14 protein-coding genes are annotated in these 15,064 nt (G+C 52.7%); 6 read left to right on the forward strand and 8 right to left on the reverse strand.

The annotated features are described in order from the left end of the window. Nucleotides 1–226 precede the first annotated feature (226 nt). Together moeA and moeB are read left to right on the forward strand one after the other, a co-directional pair. A complete protein-coding gene (gene moeA, locus MWH02_RS04885) occupies nt 227–1,462 on the forward strand; it encodes a molybdopterin molybdotransferase MoeA (RefSeq protein WP_271459996.1) in 1,236 nt (411 codons plus the stop codon). Further along, nucleotides 1,462–2,229 carry a molybdopterin-synthase adenylyltransferase MoeB gene (moeB, locus tag MWH02_RS04890; protein WP_271459997.1) on the forward strand — a complete coding sequence of 256 codons (768 nt, stop codon included), beginning with the start codon at nt 1,462–1,464 and terminating at the stop codon, nt 2,227–2,229. The genes moeA and moeB overlap by 1 nt, the downstream gene beginning before the upstream one ends. Nucleotides 2,230–2,296: 67 nt before the next feature. Here the strand turns inward: moeB and MWH02_RS04895 are convergent, their stop codons facing one another. From MWH02_RS04895 to mntR, 7 genes are all read right to left on the reverse strand, one after another. Next, nucleotides 2,297–3,889: an ABC-F family ATPase gene (locus MWH02_RS04895; protein WP_271459998.1), complete on the reverse strand. Its 1,593-nt coding sequence runs from the start codon at nt 3,887–3,889 to the stop codon at nt 2,297–2,299. A 192-nt stretch (nt 3,890–4,081) separates the two neighbouring features. Continuing rightward, complete coding sequence (locus MWH02_RS04900) at nt 4,082–4,483, reverse strand: H-NS family histone-like protein (protein ID WP_101761007.1); 402 nt, start codon at nt 4,481–4,483, stop codon at nt 4,082–4,084. Between the two features lie 417 nt (nt 4,484–4,900). Then, nucleotides 4,901–6,430 carry an efflux transporter outer membrane subunit gene (locus MWH02_RS04905; protein ID WP_192236556.1) on the reverse strand — a complete coding sequence of 510 codons (1,530 nt, stop codon included), beginning with the start codon at nt 6,428–6,430 and terminating at the stop codon, nt 4,901–4,903. Between the two features lies 1 nt (nt 6,431). Next, a complete protein-coding gene (locus tag MWH02_RS04910; RefSeq protein WP_101761009.1) occupies nt 6,432–8,000 on the reverse strand; it encodes a DHA2 family efflux MFS transporter permease subunit in 1,569 nt (522 codons plus the stop codon). Further along, nucleotides 7,997–9,124: an HlyD family secretion protein gene (locus MWH02_RS04915; protein WP_176970930.1), complete on the reverse strand. Its 1,128-nt coding sequence runs from the start codon at nt 9,122–9,124 to the stop codon at nt 7,997–7,999. The genes MWH02_RS04910 and MWH02_RS04915 overlap by 4 nt, the downstream gene beginning before the upstream one ends. A gap of 115 nt (nt 9,125–9,239) precedes the next feature. Beyond that, nucleotides 9,240–10,349, reverse strand: coding sequence for an SLC13 family permease (locus tag MWH02_RS04920; protein ID WP_137385455.1), 1,110 nt, complete (start codon nt 10,347–10,349; stop codon nt 9,240–9,242). Between the two features lie 20 nt (nt 10,350–10,369). Then, a complete protein-coding gene (gene mntR / locus MWH02_RS04925) occupies nt 10,370–10,828 on the reverse strand; it encodes a manganese-binding transcriptional regulator MntR (RefSeq protein WP_101761012.1) in 459 nt (152 codons plus the stop codon). A gap of 201 nt (nt 10,829–11,029) precedes the next feature. On the opposite strand from mntR, the gene MWH02_RS04930 reads away from it, so the two are divergent. Further along, complete coding sequence (locus tag MWH02_RS04930) at nt 11,030–11,224, forward strand: hypothetical protein (protein ID WP_101761013.1); 195 nt, start codon at nt 11,030–11,032, stop codon at nt 11,222–11,224. Between the two features lie 141 nt (nt 11,225–11,365). Here MWH02_RS04930 and ompX read toward each other — a convergent pair whose 3' ends face one another. Further along, nucleotides 11,366–11,878: an outer membrane protein OmpX gene (gene ompX / locus MWH02_RS04935; protein WP_101761014.1), complete on the reverse strand. Its 513-nt coding sequence runs from the start codon at nt 11,876–11,878 to the stop codon at nt 11,366–11,368. A 379-nt stretch (nt 11,879–12,257) separates the two neighbouring features. Here ompX and rhtA point away from each other — a divergent pair, with 379 nt between their 5' ends. The 3 genes from rhtA to glnH all read left to right on the forward strand — a co-directional run bounded on the left by rhtA (nt 12,258) and on the right by glnH (nt 15,036). Beyond that, nucleotides 12,258–13,166 carry a threonine/homoserine exporter RhtA gene (rhtA, locus tag MWH02_RS04940; RefSeq protein ID WP_101761015.1) on the forward strand — a complete coding sequence of 303 codons (909 nt, stop codon included), beginning with the start codon at nt 12,258–12,260 and terminating at the stop codon, nt 13,164–13,166. 297 nt (nt 13,167–13,463) lie between these two features. Then, on the forward strand, nt 13,464–13,967 hold the full coding sequence (gene dps / locus MWH02_RS04945; protein WP_036620516.1) for a DNA starvation/stationary phase protection protein Dps: 504 nt from the start codon (nt 13,464–13,466) through the stop codon (nt 13,965–13,967). 322 nt (nt 13,968–14,289) lie between these two features. Next, nucleotides 14,290–15,036: a glutamine ABC transporter substrate-binding protein GlnH gene (glnH, locus tag MWH02_RS04950; RefSeq protein ID WP_036647919.1), complete on the forward strand. Its 747-nt coding sequence runs from the start codon at nt 14,290–14,292 to the stop codon at nt 15,034–15,036. The last annotated feature ends 28 nt before the right edge of the window (nt 15,037–15,064 follow it).

Below are 15,064 nucleotides of genomic sequence, written 5' to 3' on the forward strand. Positions count from 1 at the left end.
TTTATTGTGGATTATGCTTTTTTGGTTGTGATGTGCTTAGCGGATGCGCACCTGTAAAACAGGAAAACCATTTTTACCATTCGCACATTCCGTAGCGGCGCGATTTATCGCGCAATAAATTGCGCCGCTACGGAATGTGCAGTGATTGAGTAAAGTGCACTCTCGCTTAACGGCCACGCATTACCCATAATAGACCGCATCTGAAATTAACCAGACAGAGATGGACATGGAACCTTTTACCGCAGGATTAATCTCCCTCGAAGACGCGCAGCAAAAGATGCTGCAACAACTGACGCCGATTAGCGATTCGATCAACGTCTCGCTGTTTGAGGCCGCCGGACGCATCACCGCCAGGCCGATTAACTCGCCGCTCGATGTCCCCTCGTTTGATAACTCGGCGATGGATGGTTACGCGCTGCGTCTGGCCGACATCGCACCCGATCGCGTGTTCCCGGTGGCCGGTAAAGCCTTCGCCGGTGCGCCGTTTAACGGTGCGTGGCCCGCGGGCAGCGTGATCCGCATCATGACCGGCGCGCCGATTCCCGCCGGTTGTGACGCCGTGGTGATGCAGGAGCAAACGGAGCAGCGCGACGGCGGCATTGTCATTACCGCGCCGGTGCAGACTGCGCAAAATATTCGTCGCATCGGTGAAGACATTCAGGCGGGCAAACAGGTGCTGGACGCCGGAGTGCGCCTTGGTGCGGCCGAACTGCCGCTGCTGGCGTCGCTGGGGATTGCTGAAGTCAGCGTGCTGCGCAAACTGCGCGTGGCAATCTTCTCCACCGGCGATGAACTGCAGGCGGTCGGCCAGCCGCTGGCGGAAGGTCAGATTTACGATACCAACCGCTTTACCGTGGCGTTAATGCTTAACAAGCTGGGCTGCGAAGTGATCGATCTCGGCGTGATTGCCGACGATCAGGCGGCGCTGCGTACCGCCTTTACCGAAGCCGATCGCCAGGCCGATGTGGTGATCAGCACCGGCGGCGTGTCGGTTGGCGAAGCCGATTTCACCCGTGCGATACTGGAAGAGCTCGGCGCTATCACCTTCTGGAAACTGGCGATCAAACCGGGCAAACCCTTTGCTTTTGGTCGCCTGGCCAACAGCTGGTTCTGCGGTTTACCGGGCAATCCGGTTTCTGCGGCGGTAACCTTCTATCAATTGGTCCAGCCGCTGCTGGCCACCTTAACCGGCCAAACCACGCGCATCATGCCGCTACGCCAACGCGCGCGTGCTACGCAACGTTTGAAGAAATCGCCGGGTCGTCTCGACTTCCAGCGTGCGATTTTCAGCCGCGGTGACGATGGCGTGCTGGAAGTGCGCAGCACTGGTGCGCAAGGTTCGCATGTGTTCAGCTCGTTCGCGCTGGCCAACTGCTTTGTGGTGCTGGAGCGCGAGCGCGGCGATGTGGAACCGGGCGAATGGGTGGAGATCGAAGCCTTTAATAGCCTGCTGGAGGGCTAATGAGCGTTGAGTTGAGCGATGAAGAGATGCTGCGCTATAACCGTCAGATTGTCCTGCGCGGTTTTGATTTTGATGGCCAGGAGAAGCTAAAGGCGGCACAGGTGTTGGTGATCGGCCTCGGCGGACTCGGCTGTGCGGCGGCGCCCTATCTGGCCTCGGCGGGTGTGGGACATCTCACGTTGCTCGATTTCGATAGCGTTAGCCTCAGTAATCTCCAGCGCCAGATCCTGCACAGTGATGCGAAAATTGGCGTAGCGAAAGTCGCCTCGGCGCAGCAGCAGTTGGCAGAGATTAATCCGCATTGCCAGTTGGAGCCGATTGATGCGCAGCTGGATGACGCGCAGCTCAGCACGTTAATTGCGCGCCATGATGCGGTGGTGGATTGCACCGATAACGTCGATACCCGCGAACAGATCAACCGCCTATGTTTTCAGCACAAGGTGCCGCTGATTTCCGGCGCAGCGATTCGCATGGAAGGCCAGCTCAGCGTATTTACCTGGCAGCCCGGCGAGCCGTGTTATCGTTGCATCAGCCGTTTGTTTGGCGATCAGGTATTAAGTTGCGTAGAAGCCGGCGTGATGGCGCCGCTGGTTGGCGTAGTTGGTGCAATGCAGGCGATGGAAACCTTAAAAGTGCTGACGGCGTTCGGTCAACCTGCTAGCGCACGCTTATTGATGTACGACGCGATGAGCGCGGAGTTCCGCAGCATGAAGGTGGCGCAGGATGCGCATTGTGAAGTGTGTGGTGAACAAGGTCGCCATGAATGACGACCTTACAGATGTAAGTCGCGGGTTTTCGTAGGGTGCGCATTCATGCGCACCTGGTTTTTCACAATTAAACAATACCCTGGCTGCGCAGGTAATCTTCATAGTTACCGGTGAAGTCGATAATACGATCGGCTTTCATCTCCATCACGCGGGTAGCCAGCGAGCTAACAAACTCACGGTCGTGCGAGACGAAAATCAGGGTGCCTTCGTACATCTCCAGCGCCATGTTGAGCGACTCGATCGATTCCATATCCAGGTGGTTAGTCGGTTCATCCATGATCAGGATGTTTGGCTTTTGCATCATCAGCTTGCCAAATAGCATGCGACCCTTCTCACCACCGGACAGCACCTTAGCGGGCTTGTTGATCTCGTCGTGACCAAACAGCAGACGACCAAGAATACTGCGCACCGCCTGTTCGTCATCGCCTTCCTGCTTCCACTGGCTCATCCAGTCGAATACCGTCAGATCGTCAGCGAAGTCTTCCGCGTGATCCTGGCCGTAATAACCAATGCGCGCATTCTCAGACCATTTCACTGTGCCGCTATCCGGCGTATGTTCACCGACCAGCGTTTTCAGCAACGTAGTTTTACCGATACCGTTGGCACCGAGAATCGCCAATTTCTCGCCGACTTCTAACATCAGGTTGAGTTTATTAAACAGCGGACCGTTATCAAAACCTTTGGTCAGCGCTTCAACTTCCAGCGCATTACGGAACAGCTTCTTATCCTGATCAAAACGGATAAACGGGTTTTGACGGCTGGAGGCTTTAACTTCTTCCAGCTTAATTTTATCAATCTGTTTGGCACGCGAAGTCGCCTGACGCGATTTAGAGGCGTTGGCGCTAAAACGGCTAACAAACGATTGCAGATCGGCAATTTGCGCTTTCTTCTTGGCGTTATCCGATAATAAACGTTCGCGTGACTGGGTAGCCGCGGTCATATATTCGTCATAATTACCCGGATAAACGCGCAGTTCACCGTAATCCAGATCCGCCATGTGCGTGCACACCATATTCAGGAAGTGACGGTCATGCGAAATGATGATCATGGTGCTGTTACGTTCGTTGAGCACTTGCTCCAACCAACGAATGGTATCGATATCCAGGTTGTTAGTCGGTTCATCGAGCAACAAAATATCAGGATTGGCAAATAATGCCTGCGCTAAAAGGACACGCAATTTCCAGCCCGGCGCAATTTCGCTCATCGGACCGTAATGCTGCTCCACAGGAATGCCAACGCCCAGTAATAATTCACCGGCACGTGATTCTGAACTGTAACCGTCCATCTCGCCGTATTCGACTTCAAGGTCGGCCACTTTATAGCCTTCCTCTTCGCTCATTTCTGGCAATGCATATATACTGTCACGCTCTTGCTTCACTGCCCACAATTCATTGTGGCCCATGATCACGGTGTCCAGCACACTATATTGCTCGAAGGCAAATTGGTCCTGACGTAACTTACCGATACGCTCATTTGGGTCGAGGGAAACATTTCCACCCGTTGGCGCCAAATCGCCGCCCAGTATTTTCATAAAGGTAGATTTACCGCTGCCGTTCGCACCGATTAAACCGTAACGATTACCGCCGCCAAATTTAACGGAGATATTTTCGAACAGCGGCTTACTGCCGAACTGCATGGTGATATTGCTGGAAACTAACACGGCATTGACCTTTGTTACGCAGTGGAGGAAAAAACAGCGGGCATTATGCCAGAAGCGGGCACCCGGACGCCACCTCTGCGCCAGAGGCAGACGTTACGTTGGGCTAAAGGTGTTGTTGCTCATAAAGAAATAAAAACAACAAAAAAGCCGGGGGCATTTGCCCCCGGCTCCCACTTACAAGGATTGTGCGGATTATTTGATCAGGAAAGTGTCGAGGCTTTTACCTGAATCCAGCGCTTTTTTAATCGCTGCTGGTGTACGGCCCTGACCGGTCCAAGATTTTACTTCACCGTTTTCGTCGGTGTAGGAATATTTTGCCGGGCGTGGTGCACGCTTAGCGCGTTTTTTACCAACTTCCAGAGCGCCCAGTAATTCGTTCGGGTCAATACCATCAGCCAGCAGCATTTCGCGATATTTAGACAGCTTCTCTTCTTTTTCGCGGTTCTGCGCTTCTTCAGCGTTTACTTCGTCACGACGTTCAGTCACGACAACCGTTAATTTTTCCAGAATTTCTTCCAGATCGCTCAATGGCAGTTCACGAGCCTGCGCACGTAATGTGCGAATGTTGTTCAGAACTTTAAATGCGTCACTCATCACAATGTCCTTGCTTAAGGGGGTTAAATAAACTGTAGTGGCAAGATTACCTAATTCAAATAAAAAAATAAATTAATTTTATTGCCCGGATTAATCTGAAGTTGCTTACATATTTCTTACGTTAGGGTTTAAAACGCGGATAACCGCTTTAATTAACCCTGAATTAACAACCGTAATGTGTTCCATATGTAGCAACTGGAATCGATTTCAAAGCAATATTCCCAGGTAATAAACAATCATTTAGCGGCTATTACGCGCTGCAGCATTAGTGAGCATAATGGTAAGCAAGGATTAATGGTGTAACGTAAAACCCGTTTTCATCACGGATTATTATATTGCCCGGGATGAGAGAAGAATCTCATTTTTTCATATCGTGCCGATAAAAAAAGCCGGTGTTTAACCGGCTGCTAAGGGAAATTAATGCACTTCCGTTGCGGGACCAAACACAGAATAGTCTGGCAAATTGACGTTTTGATAAGGTTCCCAGCCACCGCCCAGCGCTTTATATAACGCCACTAAATCAAGTGCACTTTGCATCCGCGCCTGCGTCGATTGCGCTTTAGCTTGCGCCAGTTGTCGCTGCGCATCTAATACATCGAGGAAGGTGGAAATACCCTGACGATAACTGTCGCTGGCCAAATCAAATGCACGTTGCAGTGCGCCGGTGGTTTCATCCAGCGCTATAACCTGCTGCTGATCGGCGCGATAACTGACCAACGCGTTCTCCACATCCTGCAGCGCAGTTAATACCGTTTGCCGATAATCGAGCGCCGCGCTGGCTTGCTGCGCGCGCGCCAGTTTTACGCTGGACACTAAACGGCCGCCCTGAAAAATTGGAATCGACAGCGACGGACCAACGCTAAAGAAGTGGCTGCTCCAGTCATCCAGATAGCTGGCATCGGTATTTCGCACACCCAGTTGCCCGGTGAGCGACAAGCTGGGGAACAGCTCGGCAACGGATACGCCAATATTCGCGGTCTGCGCATGCAGTGTGGCTTCAGCCTGGCGAATATCCGGACGTCGCCGCGCCAGCGTCGACGGAATGCCCACCGGCACCAATTTCGGCAAATCAGGCAGCGGTTTTTTGCTCATCAGTTCGTTATCCAGCGCGCCCGGTGTTTTACCCAGTAGCACCGCCAAACCGTTCATTGCCTGCAACTGCTGCGCCTGATATTGCGGCAGCTGCGCATTCAGCGAGGCTAATTGCGCGCGGGCATTTTCCACATCCGTGGTCGGCGCTAAGCCGTTTTGCTGCTGGCTCTTTGTCAGTTCCCAGGTTTGCTGCGCGACCTCAATTTGCTGCTGCAAGGTCGCCAGCACCGCCTGCGAACCGCGCAATTGCAGATAGGCGCGCGCCACTTCGGCTTCCAGCGAGACCAGCGCATCGTTGCGTTGCTCAATGGCCGCCTGCTGCTGCGCATCCGCGGCTTCCATCTGGCGGCGTACTTTGCCCCATAGATCCAGCTCCCAGCTGGCGTCAAAGCTGCCCTGATACAGGGTGACAGAATGGTCTAAACCGTTGAGCTGGCTGGCGACATCGCTATCAACCTGGTCATAAACGCCGTTGGATTTCAGCAAGCCTTTTAAACCGAGCTGCTGACGGGTCACTTTTGCCGAGCCGTTAAGCGAAGGGAATAACCCACCGCGCGCCTGCGCCAGCTGCTCACGCGCCCCGGCAATACGCAGCACCGATTGTTGCAGCGTTAAGTTGCCGGCAATAGCGCGCTCAATCAGGCTATCAAGCTGCGGATCGTTAAAGCTTTTCCACCACAGCGGATTGGTCGCTGCCGCCAGCGGCTTAGACGCTTGCTGTGAAGGCAAATCATGGTAACCGCCCGGCGTGTGCGCCTGCGGCGGCTGATAATCAGGTCCTACGGCGCATCCGGCCAGCAACAGTGACAGCGCCAGCAACGTCAGTGACGGCGTAGAGCGCGAAAACTTACTCATTTTAATGTGCTCCTGCACTGCCTTCGCTCTTGATCGGCGAAAGCAACCAACAAAATGGAATCAATAGCAACGCCACGATACTCAGGCCCGTAAATACGTCGATGTACGCCAGAATACGGGCCTGCGCGATCATCTCCTGGTAGAGCTGCCCGCTCGCCAGCACCAGCGGATCGCCCACTGCGGTGGTGAAATTACGGATCGAATCAGCCCAATGCTGCAGCGTGAGATTGTAAGGCTCATTGAGCGGCGACATGTTGTGCACCATGTTGGCCGATCGCGTCTGCATGCGTTCGGTAATGCCCGCCGTCGACAGCGAAATTCCGATCGAACCCGCGACGTTACGGAACATGGTGAACAGCGCCGACGCATCGGCGTTTAATCGCTGCGGCACGGTGATGAACGCAATGGTGGTCAGCGGCACAAACAGGAAGCCAAGGCCAATCGACTGCGCGCTGCGCATTAACACCAGCGTGGTGAAATCAACGTTGGGCGTAAGCCGGGTGGAATAGAAGAAGGCGCTGGCAAGGCAGGTGAAGCCGAATGCGATAATGTAGCGCGTTTGCACAATCGGCATCAGCTTCAGCACGATGGGTATCGTCAGCACAATCAATATTGCGCCGGGCGACAGCACCAGCCCCGACCAGGTTGCGGTGTAACCGAGATCCTGCTGCGCCAGTTGGGGAAGTACCACCGAACTGCCGTACAAAATCATCGCCATGCCCGCCATCAGCAAGCCCGCCACCCAGAAGTTACGATCCTTCATTACGCTAAGATCGACCACCGGTTTGCGTGCATACAGCAGCCAATAAATGGCGCCGATAATGCCGATCACCGCCAGCATGGCGAACAGGCGAATGAAGTGCGAGGCAAACCAATCTTCATCTTCGCCACGATCGAGGAACACCTGCAAACAGCCAAGTCCCAGCGTGATCAGGCTGATGCCAATGTAGTCGATCTTCAGGCGGCCTTTATCCCACTTGCGCTCCCACGGCGGATCTTCCAGCAGCTGGTAAATTGCCATTACCGTCAAAATACCGACTGGAATATTAATGAAGAACACCCAGCGCCAGCTGTAGTTGTCGGTGATCCAGCCGCCCAGCGTCGGACCAATCACCGGCGCGACGATAATCGCAATCGACGATAGACCAAAGGCTTTGCCGCGATCTTCCGCTTTGAAGTAATCGAGCAGCACCGATTGCTGTACCGGCTGCAATCCGCCGCCAAAAAAGCCCTGCAGGATGCGGAACAGAATGATCTGCCACAGCTCCGTCGCGATGCCGCACAGGAAGGAGCAGATGGTGAACATCACGATGCAAATCAGGAAGAACTGCTTGCGGCCAAACAGGCGGCTGAAGAACGCCGAAATGGGCAACACGATGCCGTTCGCCACCAGATAAGAGGTTAAAACCCAGGTCGATTCGTCGTAGCTGGAGGAGAGCGAACCGGCAATGTGTGGCAGCGCGACGTTGACGATGGTGGTGTCGAGGATCTCCATAAACACCGCCAGCGTCACCGTAATGGCGACCAGCCACGGATTGCTGGCCGGACGCCAGCTTTCGCTCGCACTCATTCCACTGTGACCTTCGGCTCAACCGACAAGCCCAGCGGCAGCGGATGATTGGGATCCAATCCTTTATCGATAACGATTTTCACCGGCACGCGCTGCACGATTTTCACGTAGTTGCCGGTGGCGTTTTCCGCCGGGAAGGTGGAGAAACGGGAACCTGATCCCATCTGCACGCTATCAACATGCCCTTCCAGCTTCATATCCGGCCAGGCATCGACACTGATTTCCACTTTATTACCCGGCTTCATGCGCGCCAGCTGCGACTCTTTGAAATTGGCGTTAATCCAGATTTCAGGCGAAACCAGCGAGAACAGCGCGCTGCCAGCCTGAACCAGCGTGCCGAGTTGCACGTTACGCTTGGTGACAAAGCCATCGTAAGGTGCGCGAACCTGGGTATAAGAGAGATTCAATTCGGCGGTGTTGAGCTGCGCCTGCGCCTGCTCAACCTGCTGCTCACGCGCTTCCACATTGGTTTCCTGCTGGCGGATTTGCAGCTTCACCTGAGAAGCCACTTCAACCTGCGCCTTAGCGCTTTGCAGTTGCGCTTCAGCCGAACGCAATTGCGCGGCGGCAGTATCAATATTGCGCTGTGAAGTGGCACGCGGATCAACACCGCGCTGGCGACGATAATCGGCCTGGGCGTTAAGCAAATTGGCCTGCGCTTTGGCCTGATCGGCGAGAGCTTGATCGCGCTGTGCCGGATACTGCACGCGGGACAAGGCTAACTGCGCCTGCGCCTGATGCAGCTGCGCCTGGGCCAGACCAAGCTGGGCTTTAGCCTGATCGCGCTGCGCTTCACTGTCGCGCGCATCGATCTCCACCAGCAAATCGCCCTGCTTCACGCGCTGGTTATCGCGCACCAGCAGCTTGACCACATATCCGGCCGCTTTCGGCGCGATGGTCACCGCATTGCCTTCGGTAAAGGCATCATCTGTGCTTTCGATATTGCGCGTGGTGAGCCAAAACCATAATCCCACCACGATCATAATCACCACCACAATGGCGAGAAAAATCAGAGGTTTCTTTCCGGGACGTTTACGTTCTGGTTCGTTGTTATCTTGATGGGTATTGGCGGTTTTTTGCGGATCCTGCTGATCGCGTTCAGACGGTTGATTCTGGTTTTCCATAATTTTTCATCGTAGGCAGTTGTCCCGATTCCCGGGCAAAAACGGTCAACATAACCTTAGATGGGAAATTGACAAATGCCAATGCAACTTTACACAAGCCGACATTGGCACGGTGCTAACGCATGAGGTGTAACAGCAGCCATCCGCCTAACATCGACCAGGCCAGCATCGGGATGGAAAACAAGTGGAAACGCCACCAAACGCGCGCGTCCTGCGCCATCCGCAAGGCAATCAGGTTGGCGAGCGAACCCGGCAATAAGCCAAATCCGCCGATATTCACCGCCCATGCCAGCACCTCCGACGGTGGCACTTTCTGCAAAAGCAGTATGGTGGCGGGAACGTTACTAATGAATTGCGACAAGCCAATCGCCAGCAAATAGATTCCGCCCTCGCCTAGCTGACCGATAGCGGCAAAGTGCGGCTGCAGCCAGGACAAATGCATCAACAGGAAGACATCGATAAACATCGCCACGAACACCAGCAGCAAACTCCAGTCGATGCTGATCAACACGCTGCGCGCCATGATCAGGAAACAGGCCGCCACCAGCAGCAGCGCCCAGCCGGTCATTTTCAGCTCGAGCGCGACGATAAATACGATATACAGCAGCACGCTAATCGTGAACAACGGTTTGCGCCACGCCTGAGTTTCACTCTGCTCATGCTTTTGAATCGCGCGCGCCGGGAAACTCCACCAGGTTAACGCCATCAGCGAAAGCAGTAAAAATGCCGCCAGCGGCGCCATCTGCGCAATGAAACCGGGCACGCTAAGCGTGCCGTGACTCCACAGCAGAATGTTTTGCGGGTTACCAACCGGCGTCAGTAAGGAACCCGCGTTCACTGCCAACGCTTCGAAAATGATCAGGCGCGAAATGGGCAGCCGCGAGAATTTACGCAGCGTCAGCGTGAGCGGCACCAGAATAAACAGCGCAACATCGTTGGTGAGAAAAGTTGAGAGCAACGCGGCGGCGCACACCATGAATAACGCCAATGCGCGTTCATGCTGGAAACGCTGAATCAGACGTGCGCCGAGCACATCAAAATAGCCGCTGTTTTCCAGCCCTTTGGTCAGCATCAGTAAGCCGGTGAGCGTCATGATGGTATGCCAGTCCACAGCGGAAGGCAGTTGCGACCAGCGGAAATTCGCCAGCGGCAACATGATCACACCCAACAGCAACAACAAATGCAAAATACGGTCGCGCATAAAAGAACGAAGCAGATTGGGCATGATGGCGGAAGGCCTTGTAGTTAGCGATTCTCGTAGAATTTCTGGAACACGGCCAGAGTTTCATCACTGACGTGATGCTCCAGGCCTTCTGAATCACGGCGCGCGGTTTCCGGGCTAACGCCCAGCGCCAACAGGAAAGTTTCAACAATATGATGGCGGACGCGGCTCGCTTCAGCCAGCTTCTCGCCTTCGGCGGTGAGGAATACACCGCGATACGGCACTTGCTCAACCAAACCGGTGGTGCCAAGACGCTTTAACATTTTCGCCACGGTCGGCTGGGAAACGCCCAAACGTGCAGCCATATCCACCTGACGCGCTTCGCCAAATTCACGAATCAAATCAGAGATTAATTCAACGTAGTCATCGATCAGCTCACGACGATGCGCCTCGCGCACCTGACGAAATCCTTCGACATGCTCCTCTATCTCTTTTAGCGGGCCCTGGGGCATGTTGGTGGCGATTTTTGCACGACGACTCATCTAACTTCCTCTTTATTATCTGCCGCACTTTACCTGCGGTGCGGGCTGGCTGCGCCCATTGTAAACCAGGCACAAATAAGCACAAATTTTTCCTAAATAGTGTTGGCTAAAGAGTATAGCCAGTGCTATCTTTGTTGATAATGTAAGCGAATAGCTTATAAAGGCTACAAAGAAATGTCGTCATTCACTCGGGAGGTGAACATGACTACCATGAAAAACTGCCTCGACTGTGGCAAATGTTTCCAGGCTGAACAGAGCAAACCGGCTTTTGAGCTGAAATCGCTGCTGTGCCTGTTGACTCGCTCGCCGTTTGCGCTGCGCTTGATGCTGATTGAAAAGCTCACCGGCAAACAGTTGGTTGAACGTCCGTGCCCAAAACTGATCTGGCGCGGCTAACGTTCCCGACGCATACAAATTCCAATAAAGCCCGCTCATGTAGCGGGCTTTGTGTTTCTGGCGGCAGGTAAATCGTTAATCGCGCCCATAAAAAAACGGTCCCGAAGGACCGTTTATTGTGCAACTGGTCTAAGCAAGAACTTAGAAGCTGTAACCTACGCCAGCAATCCAGGTGCCAACGTCAACGTTGCGGATACGGCTCTGCTCGTAACCCACGTCAACAGCGATGTTTTCGATTGGGTTAAACTGCATGCCCGCACCGTAAGAGAAACCGTAGTCGCTTGAATCAGACTTAGAACGTACTGAATTGTCGTTCTGCTGGTATTTACCGTAACCCACACCAACAACACCGTAGATGCTCGCCCAGTCGTTCAGACGGTAAGCAGGACCACCGGTGATGCCGTAGTACTGAGCTTTGTTATAAGCGCCAGCATCAGTACGATCTTTTTCGGTATAGGTGAAAGAACCGATCCAACCCAGTGGGTTAGTACCGTCTTCGTAACGATATTTCAGGTTGAAGCCGTTTGCTTTGTTAGCAACGCCTTGATAATCGCTCTGAGCGTAACCACCGGTAACGGTGCTTTGTGCCATGGCAGAACCTGCAGAAACTGCAAGTACACAAGCCAATGCTGAAAGACATGCAATTTTTTTCATAACCACCTCAAATGTGAATATACTTCTCTCCTGACAACGCTTTAAATATAACAAAAAACAGCAAGAAACTCTGCCCGCATTTTGTTGTCTAACAGATTGTTTGGTGTAACAGAAAGTTAATGAAGTTTCCTATGTCATTCATTTTACTTATAAAAAGCATCATATCCCTGCAACATAAATAACGATCACAAAAAATGCCTTTAAGTAAATTCCTAAACTAACCTGACGTTTCTTTACGGAAATGGCACTAAAAATGGCCAAATTCTGACCTGTCAGCGCGTCTTATTTCCCCGATTCGCGTCTCCTTATTTGCCTGAGATTCCATTACACTGAGCGCTTGTTGCTCTGCTGTTAATAAATAAAAGGAATGGATAACAGGATGTCTGCCCCTCTGACGACCAAAAATATGGCCCCGGTGTTGTTCCCTATTGCTGTGCTGCTGATTGCCATGCTCTCACTACAGGGCGGCGCTTCACTGGCAAAATCGATGTTTTCCACCGTTGGCGCCACCGGCATTACCGCGCTGCGTCTTGGTCTTGGCACCCTGATTCTCTGCATTATCTTTAAACCCTGGCGTTTGCGCTTCACGCGCGAGCAGCGCAAACCGCTGCTGATGTACGGCTTAGCGCTGGGCTGCATGAACTATCTCTTCTATTTAGCGATTCGCACCGTGCCGCTGGGCGTTGCCGTCGGATTGGAGTTTTTGGGTCCGCTAACTTTGGCGTTGATCGGCGCGCGTCGTCCGCTTGATTTTCTTTGGGTGCTGCTGGCGGTGGCGGGTTTGTGGTTCCTGTTGCCCATCGGGGAAGGGATGAGTCATATCGATCCGCTCGGTGCGTTGCTGGCGGTAGGTGCGGGTGCCTGCTGGGCGGTGTATATCCTTGCAGGACAGCGTGCCGGCGCGGAGCATGGTCCGGCGACGGTGGCGATGGGTTCGCTGATTGCCTCGGTGATTTTTGTGCCGCTCGGCCTGACCTTTGCCGCGCCGGGCATCTGGCATTGGGAAGTATTGCCGCTGGCACTGCTTATCGCCCTGCTCTCCAGCGCCATTCCCTATTCTTTAGAGATGATGGCGCTGACACGACTGCCAGCACGCATTTTTGGTACCTTAATGAGTCTGGAACCGGCGATGGCGGCGTTATCAGGCATGTTATTCCTGGGCGAGCTATTGACGCTGAAGCAGTGGATTGCGCTGCTAGCGATCATCATCGCCTCGGCTGGTTCAACGCTCACCATGAAACAAAAAAGCGCAAAAATAAGCGAAGTCGACATTACGCATCCGCAATAAATATTCAATAATTCAGCCTGCTGCGCGGCAGGCTAAATATAGAAGCATTCTCATTATCATTTTTAACGCGGTATTAAGATTTTTCCGTTATTATTTTGCAACACGTTTAATAAATAATTAACATGCCTCACAAGCATCTGTTTTAACTGAAATAATCATCAAGATGCACAATCCCTGAGCAATATTAAGGTTTATCTATTCCTGTCATTGATTTAATCAACCCTGCAAGTTAAAAAACTGCTGCTATACTTATCTCCGTGCTTGATTAGGACAACCATCAATAAGAGGACATTAATGATGAGTACCGCAAAACTGGTTAAAACTAAATCGTCTGATCTGATTTACACCCGTAATGACGTCGCTGACAGCGATAAAAAAGCGACCATCGAGGTGCTCAACCGTCTGGTAGTGGAGTTTATTGACCTGTCGCTGATCACCAAGCAGGCGCACTGGAACATGCGTGGCGCCAACTTTATTGGCGTACATGAGATGCTGGATGGTTTCCGTACCGCCATTACCGATCATCAGGACACTATCGCTGAACGTGTAGTTCAGTTAGGCGGCGTGGCGCTGGGTACCACTCAGATCGTCAACGATAAAACACCACTGAAAAGCTATCCGTTGAACATTCATAGCGTGCAGGATCACCTGAAAGCGCTGGCCGATCGCTATGCGATTGTGGCGAATGACACGCGTAAAGCTATCACTGAAGTCAGCGATGAAGATACCGCTGACATCTTCACTGCGGCATCGCGCGATCTGGATAAATTCCTGTGGTTTATCGAATCGAATATTGAATAAATTTCAGTGTTATAACGAAGGCGGGTTATCCCGCCTTTTTTTACGTCTGTAACATTGTGGTGCTTTTTTTGACGTTGTTAACATTTCCTTAATCCCTTCTTTCGCTCTCCCCGCCCTTGGTGCACACTGTGCCTGCACCACAACAGCACCACGCACCAAAATGAAGCACCAATAAGGTGCAAAACTTTTCTTCTGCGCAAAATCGTGTCAGCAAGTGCTTAAAACTACTGATTTCGAGCAAAATGAAAAGTTGGCATAATTTTTTCATATGATAGGCCGTACATCGGGCCACCAGGCCTGAGGGGTAATAAGGAAAAAAATGATGAAGTCATTGATTAAAGTCTCCGTGGCCGCGCTGGCGCTGGCCTTCTCGCTTTCCTCCACCGCAGCAGACAAAAAACTGATCGTCGCAACCGACACCGCATTTGTTCCCTTTGAGTTCAAACAAGGCGATAAATACGTCGGTTTTGATATCGATCTGTGGGATGCCATAGCGAAAGAACTGAAACTGGATTACGCCTTCAAGCCAATGGACTTCAGCGGCATCATTCCTGCGCTGCAAACCAAAAACATTGACCTGGCGCTGGCGGGTATCACCATCACCGAAGAACGTAAAAAAGCCATCGAGTTCTCTGACGGCTACTACAAAAGCGGCCTGCTGGTGATGGTGCGCGAGAATGAAAAAGACGTTAAGAGCATTGACGATCTGAACGGCAAAGTGGTGGCGGTGAAGAGCGGCACCGGTTCGGTGGATTACGCCAAAGCGCACATCAAATCGAAAGACCTGCGCCAGTTCCCTAACATCGACAACGCGTACATGGAGTTAGGCACTAACCGTGCTGACGCCGTACTGCACGATACGCCGAACATCCTGTACTTTATCAACACCGCCGGTAAAGGCCGCTTCAAAGCGGTAGGCGAGTCAATTGAAGCGCAGCAGTATGGCATCGCGTTCCCGAAAGGCAGCGACGACCTGCGTGAAAAAGTGAACGGCGCCCTGAAAACTCTGCGCGACAACGGCACTTACAACACCATCTATAAAAAATGGTTCGGTACTGAACCAAAATAATTGCGGCTTGCGCCGATTTTTCCAGCAG

The organism is Pantoea leporis (genome assembly GCF_028048155.1).
GTDB classification, from domain to species: domain Bacteria; phylum Pseudomonadota; class Gammaproteobacteria; order Enterobacterales; family Enterobacteriaceae; genus Pantoea; species Pantoea leporis.

Bases quoted from the DNA above. Each gene is read 5' to 3' on its own strand.
- moeA (WP_271459996.1), top strand. From the start codon at position 227: ATGGAACCTTTTACCGCAGGATTAATCTCCCTCGAAGACGCGCAGCAA.
- MWH02_RS04900 (WP_101761007.1), bottom strand. From the start codon at position 4,483: ATGAGTGACGCATTTAAAGTTCTGAACAACATTCGCACATTACGTGCG.
- ompX (WP_101761014.1), bottom strand. From the start codon at position 11,878: ATGAAAAAAATTGCATGTCTTTCAGCATTGGCTTGTGTACTTGCAGTT.
- glnH (WP_036647919.1), top strand. From the start codon at position 14,290: ATGAAGTCATTGATTAAAGTCTCCGTGGCCGCGCTGGCGCTGGCCTTC.
- MWH02_RS04905 (WP_192236556.1), bottom strand. From the start codon at position 6,430: ATGAGTAAGTTTTCGCGCTCTACGCCGTCACTGACGTTGCTGGCGCTG.
- moeB (WP_271459997.1), top strand. From the start codon at position 1,462: ATGAGCGTTGAGTTGAGCGATGAAGAGATGCTGCGCTATAACCGTCAG.
- MWH02_RS04930 (WP_101761013.1), top strand. From the start codon at position 11,030: ATGACTACCATGAAAAACTGCCTCGACTGTGGCAAATGTTTCCAGGCT.
- MWH02_RS04915 (WP_176970930.1), bottom strand. From the start codon at position 9,124: ATGGAAAACCAGAATCAACCGTCTGAACGCGATCAGCAGGATCCGCAA.
- mntR (WP_101761012.1), bottom strand. From the start codon at position 10,828: ATGAGTCGTCGTGCAAAAATCGCCACCAACATGCCCCAGGGCCCGCTA.
- dps (WP_036620516.1), top strand. From the start codon at position 13,464: ATGAGTACCGCAAAACTGGTTAAAACTAAATCGTCTGATCTGATTTAC.
- MWH02_RS04920 (WP_137385455.1), bottom strand. From the start codon at position 10,349: ATGCCCAATCTGCTTCGTTCTTTTATGCGCGACCGTATTTTGCATTTG.
- MWH02_RS04910 (WP_101761009.1), bottom strand. From the start codon at position 8,000: ATGAGTGCGAGCGAAAGCTGGCGTCCGGCCAGCAATCCGTGGCTGGTC.
- rhtA (WP_101761015.1), top strand. From the start codon at position 12,258: ATGTCTGCCCCTCTGACGACCAAAAATATGGCCCCGGTGTTGTTCCCT.